Raw genomic sequence first — 12,943 nt, 5'->3', positions numbered from 1 at the left:
GCCGTAGTTCGGTGCGGCTCGGGGAAGAACTTCGAGCACTGCTGACACCGGTCGAGGAGAGGACAGCCATGCGGACCTCGGTGCGGACCACCACCACGCGGACCCCGCTCGGACTGAGCGTGCGGGACGCCTACGACAGCGATCTGGACGCCGTCGCCGACCACGTCCACCGCGAGTGGCGGGAGCGCCACCAGCGGGCCCCCGGGCTCGCCCGGGTGGCCACCGACTCCCGGGAGTTCCACCGCGCCCGGCTCGCGCACGCCCTCGCCACCGGTGGCGCGGTGTGCCTCGTCGCCGAACGCGGCGCCGAGCTCAGCGGCTACCTGTTCGGCTCCCTGGCGCGGACGGTGCCCGACCACCTGCCCGCCCGCGGCACCGCGGTGGTGGCCCGCGTCCGCGACTTCTCGGTCTTCCGGCCCGACGACTGGTGGGGGGCCGGTGCGGCCCTGCTGGCCCAGGCGCGCCGCCGGCTGCGCCTGATGGGAGCGTCGGCCGTCGTCGTGGACTCCGCCGGGGAGGACGCCGGCAAGAAGGCGCTGCTGTGGCGGTCCGGGCTCACCCTCACCGGTGAGACCTACCTGGCCGATCTCGGCCGCAGTTGAGCCGCGGCGCCGCCGTCCTCGCCCGTCACCGCACCGGCCGGCGGGATGTCGGCTTGGTCACCCCCGGCAACCGGGTTCAACCCGAGGTGAACCCGGGCACAGCATTCTGTACGTCCGAATTGGGGGTGCCCCATGGCTCGTCTCTCCGACGCCGACGTCCACGAGTTCGTCCACGGAATCTGCTTCAAGACCGGACCGCCCGGACGCGTCGGCGTCGAGTCCGAATGGCTGGTCCTCGACCCGCGGCGGCCGCGCGAGGCGGTGCCGCTCGACCGGCTGGCCGCGGTCGTCGCCGAGGCGGGCCCGCTGCCCGCCGGCAGCGCGATCACCTACGAACCCGGGGGGCAGCTGGAGCTGAGCTCGCTGCCCCAGGACGGCCCGGCCGCCGCGCACGCGGCCATGACCGCCGACCTCGACCACGTCGAGTCCCGGCTGCGCACCGCCGGACTCCGGCTGCGCGGGGCCGGCCTCGATCCGCACCGCTCGCCGAAGCGGCAGCTCACGCTGCCGCGCTACCTCGCCATGGAGCGCTACTTCGACGGCGGCTGGCCCAGCGGCCGCACCATGATGTGCTGTACGGCCTCCCTCCAGGTCTGCCTGGACATCGGGGCCACTCCGGCGGACGCCGAACGCCGGTGGCGCCTGGTGCACCGGCTCGGCCCGCTGCTCGTCGCCGCGTTCGCCAACTCGCCGACCTGGCGGGACCGGCCCACCGGCTGGCGGTCCACCCGGTGGGCGATCTGGGCCGCCATGGACTCGTCGCGCACCCGGCCCGTCCCCGCCGGCGACCCGGTCGAGGCGTGGACCCGGTACGTGCTGGACGCCCGGCTCATGACGATCCGCCGCGACGACCTGCCGTGGCTCAGCGACCCCGGCCTGCGGTTCGGGGAGTGGCTGCGCGCGGGCGACCCGCGGCGCCCGACGCTCGACGACCTCGAGTACCACCTGACCACGCTGTTCCCGCCGGTGCGCCCGCGGGGCTGGCTGGAGCTGCGGATGATCGACGCCCTGCCGCAGCGCTGGTGGCCCGTCCCGGTCGCGGTGGCCGCGGCACTGGTCGACCACCCCAAGGCGTCGGAGGCCGCGTTCGCCGCCACCGACGAACTCTGGCACGGCGCCGAGCCCGGCCCCGAGGCGTGGCTGGCCGCCGCCCGCGACGCGCTGACCGATCCCGGCATCGCCACCGCGGTGCGCGACTGCTTCGCCGCGGCCGCCGCGGCGCTGCCGGACCAGGGCGCCGCCGAACTCGTGCCGCTGGTGGACGCCTACCGCGAGCGGTACGTCGAGCGGGGCCGCTGTCCCGCCGACGACGGACCAGGGGACCAGCCGAGCGGAGGAGCGACATGACCGGCCGGCCGACCGACGACCAGCTCAGGCGGCGCATCGCCGCCGGACTCGGCGAGGTGCGCGTACGCAGCCACGGGCTGACCGTGGACGCCCTCGACGACGCCGAACTCCTCCGCCAGCACTCCCCGCTGATGTCCCCCCTCGTGTGGGACCTGGCCCATGCCGGCAACTACGAGGAGCAGTGGCTGATCCGCGCCGCGCAGGGCCAGGAGGCGATCCGTCCGGACATCGACGTGCTGTACGACGCGTTCGAGAACCCGCGCGCCCGACGGGTGGAACTGCCGCTGCTGTCGCCCGGCGAGGCACAGGAGTACAACGCGCGGGTGCGGCGGCGGGTCCTCGACCACCTCGACCGGGCCGTCTTCGACTCCGGCGCCGCGCTGCTCGACGGCGGCTTCGTCTACGGCATGGTCATCCAGCACGAGCACCAGCACGACGAGACCATGCTCGCCACCCACCAGCTGCGCCGCGGCGACCCGGTGCTCCGCGAGCCGGCACCCCCGGCACCGCCGCCGACGGGCGGCCAGCCGGCGGGCACCGAGGCGGAGGAGGTCCGCATCCCCGCCGGCCCCTTCACCATGGGGGTCAGCGACGAGCCGTGGGCCTACGACAACGAGCGGCCGGCGCACGTCGTCCGGCTCCCCGCCTACCACATCGACACCGCCGCGGTGACCAACGCCCGCTACCTGGAGTTCATGGCCGACGGCGGCTACGACCAGGCCCGCTGGTGGAGCCCGGCCGGCTGGGAGTGGCGCAACCGCTCCGGGAAGCGGTCCCCCGCCTTCTGGCGCCGCGACGCCGGGCAGTGGCTTCGCCGCCGGCTCGGCCGCGTCGAGCCCGTCCCGCCGGACGAGCCGGTGCAGCACGTGTGCTTCTACGAGGCCGAGGCCTACGCCAGGTGGGCGGGCAAGCGGCTGCCCACCGAGGCCGAGTGGGAGAAGGCCGCCCGGCACGATCCCGCCACCGGCCGGTCCCGGCTGTACCCGTGGGGCGACGCCGAGCCCGGCGAGCACCACGCCAACCTGGGCCAGCGGCTGCTCCGTCCCACCCCCGCGGCCGCGTTCCCCGCCGGCGCGTCACCGTACGGCGTGCGCCAGCTCGTCGGCGACGTCTGGGAGTGGACCGCCACCGACTTCGCCGGCTACCCCGGGTTCCGGGCGTTCCCGTACCGGGAGTACTCCGAGGTGTTCTTCGGCGGCGGCTACAAGGTGCTGCGCGGCGGCTCCTGGGCCAGCCACCCGGTGTCGGCGCGGGCGAGTTTCCGCAACTGGGACCTCCCGATCCGGCGGCAGATCTTCGCCGGCTTCCGGTGCGCCCGCGACGCGGAGGCCGCCTGATGTGCCGCCACATGGCCTACCTCGGGCCCCCCGTCGACCTGCACACGCTGCTCTACGCGCCGAAGCGCTCGCTGCACAGCCAGTCCTACGCGCCGCGGGAGCAGCGGCACGGCACGGTGAACGCCGACGGGTTCGGCGTCGGATGGTACGCCGGGGGCGCGGATCCCGCGGCCGCGGAGCCCCCCGTGCGGTACCGGAGGTCGATGCCCATCTGGGCCGACACCTCCTTCGCCGACGTTGCGCGCGTGGTCCGGGCCGGCTGCGTGGTGGCGGCGGTCCGCGACGCCACCGTGGGGTTCCCGGTGGACGAGTCGTGCGCCCAGCCGTTCCGCGGTGACGGGCGGCTGTTCAGCCACAACGGAGCGGCCAGCGACTACGAGGCCCTGGCCGACCGGCTCGGCACACCCGTCCCCACGGGCGTGCCGGACGTCCGCGCCCCCGTCGACTCCGCACCGCTGTTCGGCCTGGCTGTGCGGCTGTGGCGCAAGGGCGAGCCGCTCGGCGGGGCACTGGCGGGCGTGGCCGAGGCGGCGCGCTCCTGCTCCCCGGGGCGCTACAACCTCCTGGCGGCCGACGGCACCCGGCTGGCCGCCACGGCGTGCGGGGACACCCTGTACGTGCGCCAGGGGCCGGGCACGGTCGTCGTCGCCTCCGAGCCCTGCGACGACGAGCCCGGCTGGCGGCGGGTGCCGGACGAATCCCTGCTCACCGCCACCGCCCACAGCGTCCGGATCACGCCCATCGGGTGAGGCGTGACCGGACGAGCGGCCGGCCCGCCGGCCCGGCACGGCTCCCGCCGTGCCGGGCCGCGCGCCGCCGCGCACATCACGCAGACCGAGGCAGCAGACCAAGGGGGGCACCATGCTGCGCGTCGACCGCCATCTCACCGCCGACGACCTCGCGAAGGCACTGCGCCGGGACGTCTACGACGGGCTGATAGCCAGTCCGAAGTCGCTCCCGCCCAAGTGGTTCTACGACGAGCGCGGCAGCGCGCTGTTCGAGCAGATCACCGAGCTGCCCGAGTACTACCCGACCCGGGCCGAACGCGCCATCCTGCGGGCCCGCGCAGTGGAGATCGCCGCCACCACCCGGGCCGACACCCTGGTGGAGCTCGGCTCCGGCTCCGGGGAGAAGACCCGGCTGCTGCTGGACGCGCTGCGCGCCGCCGGAACGCTGCGCCGGTTCGTCCCGGTCGACGTCAGCGGCGGCTTCCTGGAGGCCGCCGCCGGGCAGATCGCCGCCGACCATCCCGGCCTGGCCGTCCAGGCGGTGGTGGCCGACTTCGAGCGCCACCTGCACCTGCTGCCGACCGGGGGACGGCGCATGGTGGCGATGCTCGGTTCCACCATCGGCAACCAGACGCCGGGGCAGCGCCGGTCGTTCCTGACCGACCTGCGCAGCACCATGGCGCCCGGGGACACCCTGCTGCTCGGCCTGGACCTGGTCAAGGAGACCGACCGCCTGCTGGCCGCCTACGACGACGCCCAGGGGGTCACCGCCGAGTTCGACCGCAACGTGCTGCACGTCATCAACCGCGAGCTGGACGGGGACTTCGTGCCCGAGGCGTACCAGCACGTCGCCCACTGGAACGCCGAGGCGGAGTGGATCGAGATGCGGCTGCGCGCCGAACGCCCGCAGCGGGTGCGGGTGGCGGGCCTGGACCTCGCCGTGGAGTTCGCCGCCGGCGAGGAGATGCGCACGGAGGTGTCGGCGAAGTTCCGGCCGGACGGAGCCCGGGCGGAGCTCGCGGAGGCGGGGTTCGCGGTCCTGCGGTGGTGGACGGATCCGGCCGCCGACTTCGCGCTCGTCGTCGCCGGCCCGGTCTCGGCACCGCCCGGACGGCAGGATCGCCCTGGGTAACCGATATTACGCGCACCGTCGACCACGGCGGTACGGGGTGCGGGCGCGCCGGTAGGCGCAGGTCGCGGTGGCCGGCCGCCGCCGGTCACCGCGGGGGAGGGAACGGCGCCCGTCGCGACCCTGTCCGGGGTGATCACCACCTGGGCTACTGTGGGGTCTCCGGAGGGCACATATGGATTCTCACGACGATTTCGCCGTTCTCACCGATCCGGTATGCCAAAAAATCCTCGCGGTCCTGGACAGGAACGGCGAGACGTCGTTCGACGGAATCGCCGCGGAAATCGGCGCTCATGGCACCGGTGCCCTCTACACCCGTCTCCACCTGCTGCGGGAGCACGGGCTGGTGTCCTGCCGCGATGACGACGGGACAGCGCGGTTCGCGATTTCCTACGAGGGACCCGCACGGCAGGTCGTATCCTTCCTGACGGAGCTTCTGCACACCTCGCTTGGTGATCTTGATCACGTCACGCGGCGTGTCGCGGACGGCGAGGTCCGCCAGCTCGGCCGCGGTGGCAGGGAGGGCCGCACGGCCTAGGGCGCCCGGCCGCGACGGCCGCGGCGGGCGGTGTCCGCGGGGCCGCCCGCCCGGGTGGCGGCGCTTCCCGTGACGGCCGCCGGCCGGCCGCGGCGGTCGCCGCCGGGGCGGTGCCGGGGCCGGCGGTACCCGCGCGCCGAGCCGGGAGCGAGTACCGAGGAGAGCGACCCCAGGGAGCGACATGGGACAGTTGACCCTCACCGCGGAACGCGTCGTCGAGCTTCCCCCCCACCAGGTGTACGGCATGTTCGGCAGCGGCTCGGGGGCCGGCTGGCTCTTCGACGCGCACTGCGCCGAGGTCGCGGTGGGGGCCATGGTCACGCTGCGGGTGCCGCTGGAGTCCGGCGGCGGCCGGCCCGCCGACATCGTCGGCCGCATCAGCGGGCTCGCCGCGGGGCGGCGCATCGACATCACCCACCACCTGCCCTGGCGCGGACGGCTGCGGATGCGGTTCGACCCCCGGGAGTCGGGCGGCACGCGGGTGCGGGTGACCGCGGAGATCGGCTCCGAGGCGCTGCCGTGGCTCATGCGGCGGCGCGGTATACCGGCCACCGGGTCGGTGCCCGAGGGGGCGCACCCTGTCGGGCTGCTGTGCAGCAAGTCCGGGCCCGCGAGCGTGTTCGCCGCCGCCACCGAGAACCTGGCGCTGCTCGGCGCGGAGCAGGTCAACGCCGACGGCGGCGTCAACGGCCGCGAGATGCGCGTTCTGGTGGGCGACGACGCCACCGACCCCCGCACGGCCGCCGCCGAGACCCGCCGGCTGATCCGGGCCGGCTGCCGGGCCATCATCACCAACGTCACCTCGCAGAGCTTCAACGCCATCAGCGCCGTGGCGCGGCGGGCCGGCGTGCTGGTCATCTACACGCCGGTCAACGAGGGCGGCCCCGCCCACGACCTGGTGTTCCGCCTGGGGGAGCGCCCGGAGGGCCAGCTCGACGCCGCGGTCCGCAGACTGATGGGCGCGACCGGCGGGCGGCACTGGTACCTGGCCGGCAACGACTACTCCTGGCCGCGGGACAGCAACGTCTGGGCCCGCCGGGTGATCGCCCGGCACGGCGGCGCCGTGGTGGGGGAGACCTACCGCGCGCTGGGCACCGACGACTTCTCGTCGCTGATCGACGACATCGCGGCCTCGGGCGCGGACCTGGTGCTGTCCACCTTCGTCGGCGCCGACGAGGTGGCGTTCGAGCAGCAGTGCCACGCCATGGGGCTGCGCGCGCAGTGCCGCACCCTGGCCCTCGCGCTGGACGAGTTCACCCGGTCGGCGATCGGCGACGCCGCGAGCAGCGGGCTGTGGAGCGTCTTCGGCTACTTCGAGAACCTGGACAACGCCGCCAACCGCGCGCTGGTCGACTCCTACTACCGGGAGTTCGGCCGCTGGGCGCCGCCGCCGTCCAGCATCACGGAGTCGGTCTACGAGGCCCTGCACCTCTACACCGGCGCGGCGCGCGCGGCCGGCGACGACGAGCCCCTGACCATCGCCCGGGAGCTGCGCGGGCGGTCCTTCGACGGTCCGCGGGGGACGGTGGCGATCAGCGGCCCCAACGCCTACCGCCAGCCGCTCATGGTCGCCGAGGCGGGGAACGGCGGCTTCTCCCTGGTGGCGGAGGTCGAGCCCTCGCGGGAGCGCGACTCGGCGCGGCTCCGGTGGTCGTGACGCAGCACTGTGGGAGCGCTCCACCGGGCCCGATGGGGTGGTTCCGGGCTGCGTGCCGACACGTTCCGAATGCGGCTTCGATTTTCCTTTGCGCCGAAATTCGGTGGAAAAGCGGCAAAACGCGCAATTGTCGGTCGAGGGAGGGGGAGTGTGATGCGCCCCGAATCACCGCTTTCCCGATGATTCACTAAAGTCGCTGCGAACGGCAAAGGGAGCAACGAATTCCCGCCTCTCCCCCCACGACGCGCTAGGAGTCATCAGTGACGGTCGTCCCTCCGACCTCCGAACAGCTCTCCGCAATCGCCCGCCGCTACGGACTGGACCTCTCCGAGGCCGACCTCGACTCGTTCGCCGAGATCTGCGGTGCCGCCATCGGCTCCTACGACCGAGTGGCCGAACTGTACGCGCGCTCCCGGCCCACCGCCCCCGTGCGCGACTTCGCCCACGTCAAACCGGACGACAACCCCCTCGGCGCCTGGTACGTCACCACCGACATCACCGAGGCCGACTCCGGACCGCTCGCCGGGCGGCGGGTCGTGGTCAAGGACAACGTCTCGGTCGCCGGCGTCCCCATGATGAACGGCTCCGTGACCGTCGAGGGCCACGTGCCGCTCCGCGACGCCACCGTGGTCTCCCGGCTGCTCGCGGCCGGCGCGACCATCGCCGGCAAGACCGTCTGCGAGGACCTGTGCTTCTCCGGCGGGAGCCACACCGCCGCCACCGGGCCGGTCCGCAACCCGTGGGACACCACCCGCACCACCGGGGGGTCCTCCAGCGGCAACGCCGCGCTGCTGGCCGCCGGGGAGGTCGACCTGGCCATCGGCGGGGACCAGGGCGGATCGGTCCGGATGCCGGCCTCCTTCTCCGGGGTGGTGGGCCACAAGCCGACCCACGGGCTGGTGCCCTACACCGGCGCGTTCCCGATCGAGGCCACGGTCGACCACCTCGGCCCCATGACGCGCACCGTGCGCGACGCCGCGCTGCTGCTCGGCATCATCGCGGGCCCCGACGGCCAGGACCCCCGGCAGAGCGGGCACACCGCGCAGGACTACCTCGCCGCCGTCGACGAGGGGGTCGACGGGCTGCGGATCGGCCTGCTCACGGAGGGGTTCGGCATCCCCGGCCTCAGCGACCCCGAGGTGGACGCCTCCGTCCGGCGGACCGCCGCCCGGCTCACCGGCATGGGGGCCGAGGTCGTGGAGGCCAGCGTCCCGTGGCACGCCGACGCCCTGCACCTGTGGAACGTGATCGCCACCGAGGGCGCCACCGCCCAGATGATCGACGGCAACGGCTACGGCCTCAACTGGTCCGGCCTCTACGACCCGGAGCTGATCGCCCACTACGGCGCCCGCCGGACCGTCCACGGCGGCGACCTCTCCGAAACGGTCAAGTACGTCGCGCTGACCGGCCGCTACACGCTCGACACCTACCACGGCGGGCACTACGCGATGGCTCGCAACCTCGTCGGCGAGCTCACCGCCGCCTACGACGCGGCCCTGGCCGACGTGGACGTCCTGGTGCTGCCGACCACGCCGATCCGCGCCACCGAGATCCCCGGCCCCGACGTCTCGCGCGCGGACTACATCGCCCGCGCCCTGGAGATGGTGCCCAACACCGCGCCGTTCAACGTCACCGGGCACCCGGCCACGAGCGTGCCCGCCGACCAGGCCGGCGGGCTGCCGGTCGGCCTGCAGATCGTCGGGCCGCGGTGGGACGACGCGCTCTGCCTGCGGGTCGCCGCGGCCGTCGAACGCCAGGCCGGAGGCTTCCCGGCCGCGCCCCGGGACTGACCCCCTTGTGGCCGGGCCGGTCACCGCGCCCGGCCACGCGCGCTCAGCCGCGCGCGCCCACGGCCACCCGGCGCCCGCCGTCGTGGCGCCGCCGGCGGAGCCACGACCGGTCGCGCAGCAGCCGCAGGCTCCGGCGCATCGGGAACTCCCGCAGCGCCGCCGGGAGCAGCGGCCACGCCAGGCGCAGCGCCGCGAACAGCGCCCGCAGCGCCAGTTCCCGCACCGGTCCCCACGCCAGCCCGTACTGCGCGCGGACCTTCGGCGGCAGCAGACCGGCGGTCAGGAACCGCTGCAGCGCGGTGGCCGGCCGGAGCGCGACCTGCCGGGGCCGGAACAGCTGCTCGGCGATGCCGCGCGCCTCGTCGCCGACCCGCAGCGCGGCCACCTCCGCCTCCCAGTAGGCCGCGAAGTCCGCCCGCGTGGCCGGCCACAGCTCCTGGGGCAGGCCCAGGGAGGTGCCGAGTACGGCGTACTGCCGGTACGCCTCGTCGAGGTCCGCGGGCTCCAGGGGGCCGACCGCGCGCTGGTAGACGGTGACGGCCGCGTGGTAGAGGGTGGCGGCGACCCACAGCTGGAGCTCGGGATCGCCGGCGTCGTAGCCGTCCCCGACCACATGGCGGTGCGCGGCGCGGACCCGCCGGCTGACCCGCCCGGCCTCCTCCCGGGTGCCGAAGATGACCGCGTAGACGTAGCCGAGCGTCCCCCGCAGCCGGCCGAGCGGCCGCCGGGCGAAGTCGCTGTGCCGGTGGACGCCGCGGGCGACCGCGGGATGGGCCACCTGCATCAGCACGGCGTATCCGGCACCTCCGAGGACGGCCCCCTCCCGAGCTATCCGGCGGATCGCCCCGGAATCGTGGAACAGTCCGGAGTCCATACCGCGATACTAGGTGTTGTTGACCAACCCTTTGACCACGGCGAACACCGCCCCGCGCACCGCGGCCGGACCAGCGGGGGCGGCCGTCCGGCAGGCGGGCGGCCGACGCCGCTCCCCGCTGGCGGGAGGCTCTCCTCCACCGCCCCGCCCTCTCCGGCGCGGCCGACCCGGCGCCGGACGAGCTCGCCCCCGGCATCCGCGGCGGGCGCGCGCGGACGGCGGCAGCCGCGGGCGCGGCCCTGGCGGGACGGCAGGCCGCCCGCCGGACGGAGCCGGCCGGCGGGCGGAGACGGCCGCCGGACCCCGCGTCCCGTGACCGCGGCCCCGCCGGACCGCACCGGTCAGCGTGCCGGGTCCGCCCGCCGGGGCAGTCCCAGGTGCAGCACCTTCGTCACCGTCATCTCGTCCAGCAGCTCCGGCCCGTACCCGTACCCCTGGCCGCTGCCGCGCCGGGGGTGCGCCGCGCCGCCGGGAGCACCGCCGAAGACCGCGTTGACCTTGACCGTCCCCACCGGCAGCTCCCGGAACGCGCGCTGGGCGTGCTCCATCGAGGCGGTCAGCACGGTGGCGGCCAGGCCGTAGCGGTCGTCCGCCGCCTCCAGGAGGGCCTGGTCGAAGCCGTCCACGATCCGGACCGGGGCCACCGGCCCGAAGGTCTCCTCCCGCAGCAGCGCCATGTCGGGGGTGCAGCCGGTGAGCACCGTGGCCGGGTAGTACGCTCCGGGGCCCTCGGGCAGTTCGCCGCCGACCAGGCAGCGGGCACCGGCCTCGACCGCCGCGCGGACGTGCGCGTGCACGTGGTCGCGGTGCGCGCGGTCCACGAGCGGGCCCATCTCGACCTCCTCCTCGGCCGCCGACTCCGGAACGCGCCGCGCCGCCTGCTCGGTGAGCAGGTCGAGGAACGGTTCCGCGAGCGAGCGGTGCACGTAGATCCGCTCCACCGACGTGCAGATCTGGCCGCTGTTGGCGAAGCTGCCCAGCGCGGCCTGCTCCGCCGCCCAGGCCGGGTCGACGCCGGCGTCCACGATGAGTGGGTCGTTGCCGCCGTTCTCCAGCAGCGCCTTCGCGCCGGTCCGGCCGGCGACCTCCCGGATGGCGCGGCCGGTCCGCGTGCTGCCGACGTGCGCCACGACGTCCACGCGCGGGTCGGCCACCAGGGCCGCCCCCATGGGCGCGCCGCCGTGCACGGCGGCGAGCACGCCTTCCGGTAGGTCCGCCGCCGCGAGTTCGGCGAACAGCCGACCGGTGAACGGCGACCGCTCGCTCGCCTTGTACACCACCGTGTTCCCGGTGGCCAGGGCCGCGCCGACCAGGCCGCAGCTCACCGCCACGGGGTCGTTCCACGGGGTGAGCACGACCACCACCCCGCGCGGTTCGGCGACCATGACATCGGTGGCCGCGGGGTCGCCCATGAGGCTGCGCCCGCGGTGCAGCGGGCCGAGCTCGGCGTACTGCTCCAGCGTGGCCACCCCGGCGGCCACCCCCTCCCGCGCCTCGGTGAGCGGACGCCCGGTCTCACGGGCGTTCAGCGCGGCCAGGTCCTCGGCGTTGCGGCGCAGCCGCGCGGCCACCTCGCGCAGGGCCGCGGCCCGCCGGGCCGCCGGGGTGCGCCGCCACCCGGGCTGGTTCGCCCGGGCGCGCTCGATCGCCCGGACCGCCTCCTCAGCGGTGGAGGGCGCCAGGTGCCCGACGAGGGTGCCGTCCCGCGGGTCGCGGATGACGATCTCGGCGCCGGCCGCCTGCCGGGGTACGGCGGCCAGCGGGTCCGCCGCCGGGCGGACGGCCTCGGCCGTCGCACCTCCCGGCCGGCGTCGCGGTCCCCGGTGCGGGTCGGCGGGTGGGACCTGGTCTGACACGGCGACTCTCCTCCTGCGGTTCGCGGTCATGGGGCGACGGGGACGGGCGTACCGGATTGGCGGGCGCCCGCCGGCCCGGCGCGGCCCGGACGGCGGTGCGGCCGGGGACGGCGGCCCGGCGGGCGCCGGCGCTTCCCGCACGCCGGCCGGGGCCGGGGTCAGGCGTCCTTGCCCGCCGCGGTGTCGACGGGGACGGTCTCGCCGCGCTGCCGCGGCACCGTGGCCACCGGGCGGGGACGGCGCACGCTCACCACGCCGTCGCGGATCCGCACCTCGAGTACCGGCTGCGGCGCCGTGGCCGGTCCGCGCATCACCGCGCCGTCGGTGAGGCGGAAGGTGCTGCCGTGCCACGGGCAGGTGACGCAGCCGTCCCGTACCGTGCCGCGCGACAGCGGGCCGCCCATGTGGCCGCAGGTCTCCACGAGCACCCGCACGTCCTCGCCGGTCCGCACCGCCATGATGGGGGTGTCGCCGAGCATGCCGTGCACCGGCTCGCCCTCCGTGAACTCGTGGACCGCGCCGATGTCGTGCCACTCGCTCGGCAGCCGGTCGAGCAGGTAGTCGGCGTGGCTGGCGCCGCCCGCGAGGGAGTACGCGATGTGCCCGCCGAGCAGCCCGCCAACGCCGACCGTGGTCAGCCCGGCCAGCCCGAGCGCCCGGCCGAGGCCGTGCCGCCCGCGGGTGCGCGCCGCCGACGACAGGGCGTACAGCCCCACCGCGGCGGTGTTGGCGGCCGCGTGCACCAGGCCGACCCTGCGGTGGCGCTGCTGCTGCCGGGACCAGTCCACCGCGCCGGCCAGCGCCGCGGGTGCCGCCGCCAGCATGCCGGCCGTGACGAGCCGGTGGGCCGCCCGCTCGTACCCGGGCATGGAGTCCAGGACGGCGGCCGACACCCAGGCGCCGATCGGCAGCTGGACGAGGACCGGGTGCAGCGGGTGCCCCAGCGGGATCCCGTGCAGCGTGTCGCGGAAGCGCCCGAGCGGGAGGGCCTCGACGGCGCGCCGCAGGAGGGCGGTGGTTCGGTCGAGGCTGGTCATGCGCTCGATCCGCCGGATCTGTTCTGCCACTCTCATGGGCAGCCTCGC

General features: G+C 75.5%; 11 protein-coding genes. 8 read left to right on the top strand and 3 right to left on the bottom strand.

From position 1 onward, the window contains the following. The first annotated feature begins 68 nt into the window (after positions 1–68). From DEF28_RS02845 to DEF28_RS02810, 8 genes are all read left to right on the top strand, one after another. Complete coding sequence (locus DEF28_RS02845) at positions 69–602, top strand: GNAT family N-acetyltransferase (RefSeq protein WP_114397444.1); 534 nt, start codon at positions 69–71, stop codon at positions 600–602. Positions 603–734: 132 nt separating this feature from the next. After that, entirely contained in the window at positions 735–1,949 is a 1,215-nt protein-coding gene (egtA, locus tag DEF28_RS02840) for an ergothioneine biosynthesis glutamate--cysteine ligase EgtA (RefSeq protein ID WP_114397443.1), read from the top strand. Further along, positions 1,946–3,286 (top strand): ergothioneine biosynthesis protein EgtB, encoded by a 1,341-nt coding sequence (gene egtB / locus DEF28_RS02835; RefSeq protein ID WP_114397442.1) that lies wholly within the window; start codon positions 1,946–1,948, stop codon positions 3,284–3,286. The genes egtA and egtB overlap by 4 nt, the downstream gene beginning before the upstream one ends. Continuing rightward, a complete protein-coding gene (egtC, locus tag DEF28_RS02830) occupies positions 3,286–4,035 on the top strand; it encodes an ergothioneine biosynthesis protein EgtC (RefSeq protein WP_114397441.1) in 750 nt (249 codons plus the stop codon). Before egtB ends, egtC begins: the two co-directional genes overlap by 1 nt. A 112-nt stretch (positions 4,036–4,147) precedes the next feature. Beyond that, complete coding sequence (egtD, locus tag DEF28_RS02825; RefSeq protein WP_114446102.1) at positions 4,148–5,146, top strand: L-histidine N(alpha)-methyltransferase; 999 nt, start codon at positions 4,148–4,150, stop codon at positions 5,144–5,146. 172 nt (positions 5,147–5,318) lie between these two features. Then, positions 5,319–5,681 (top strand): helix-turn-helix domain-containing protein, encoded by a 363-nt coding sequence (locus tag DEF28_RS02820; protein WP_114399067.1) that lies wholly within the window; start codon positions 5,319–5,321, stop codon positions 5,679–5,681. 181 nt (positions 5,682–5,862) lie between these two features. After that, the gene (locus DEF28_RS02815; protein ID WP_147280173.1) at positions 5,863–7,338 is read left to right on the top strand and encodes an ABC transporter substrate-binding protein; all 1,476 of its coding nucleotides are present in this window, start codon (positions 5,863–5,865) and stop codon (positions 7,336–7,338) included. 260 nt (positions 7,339–7,598) lie between these two features. Further along, the gene (locus tag DEF28_RS02810; RefSeq protein ID WP_114399065.1) at positions 7,599–9,128 is read left to right on the top strand and encodes an amidase; all 1,530 of its coding nucleotides are present in this window, start codon (positions 7,599–7,601) and stop codon (positions 9,126–9,128) included. A gap of 43 nt (positions 9,129–9,171) precedes the next feature. Here the strand turns inward: DEF28_RS02810 and DEF28_RS02805 are convergent, their stop codons facing one another. The 3 genes from DEF28_RS02805 to DEF28_RS02795 form a co-directional block, all read right to left on the bottom strand. Beyond that, positions 9,172–10,002: an oxygenase MpaB family protein gene (locus DEF28_RS02805; protein ID WP_114399064.1), complete on the bottom strand. Its 831-nt coding sequence runs from the start codon at positions 10,000–10,002 to the stop codon at positions 9,172–9,174. 341 nt (positions 10,003–10,343) lie between these two features. Then, positions 10,344–11,858 (bottom strand): aldehyde dehydrogenase family protein, encoded by a 1,515-nt coding sequence (locus DEF28_RS02800; protein WP_220270241.1) that lies wholly within the window; start codon positions 11,856–11,858, stop codon positions 10,344–10,346. A 158-nt stretch (positions 11,859–12,016) separates the two neighbouring features. Then, complete coding sequence (locus tag DEF28_RS02795; protein WP_114399062.1) at positions 12,017–12,931, bottom strand: Rieske 2Fe-2S domain-containing protein; 915 nt, start codon at positions 12,929–12,931, stop codon at positions 12,017–12,019. Positions 12,932–12,943 lie beyond the last annotated feature (12 nt).

The organism is Marinitenerispora sediminis (assembly GCF_003336425.1).
Lineage (GTDB): Bacteria > Actinomycetota > Actinomycetes > Streptosporangiales > Streptosporangiaceae > Marinitenerispora > Marinitenerispora sediminis.
Note: the sequence above shows the minus strand (reverse complement) of the source record. Positions and strands in the feature narration are given on the sequence as shown.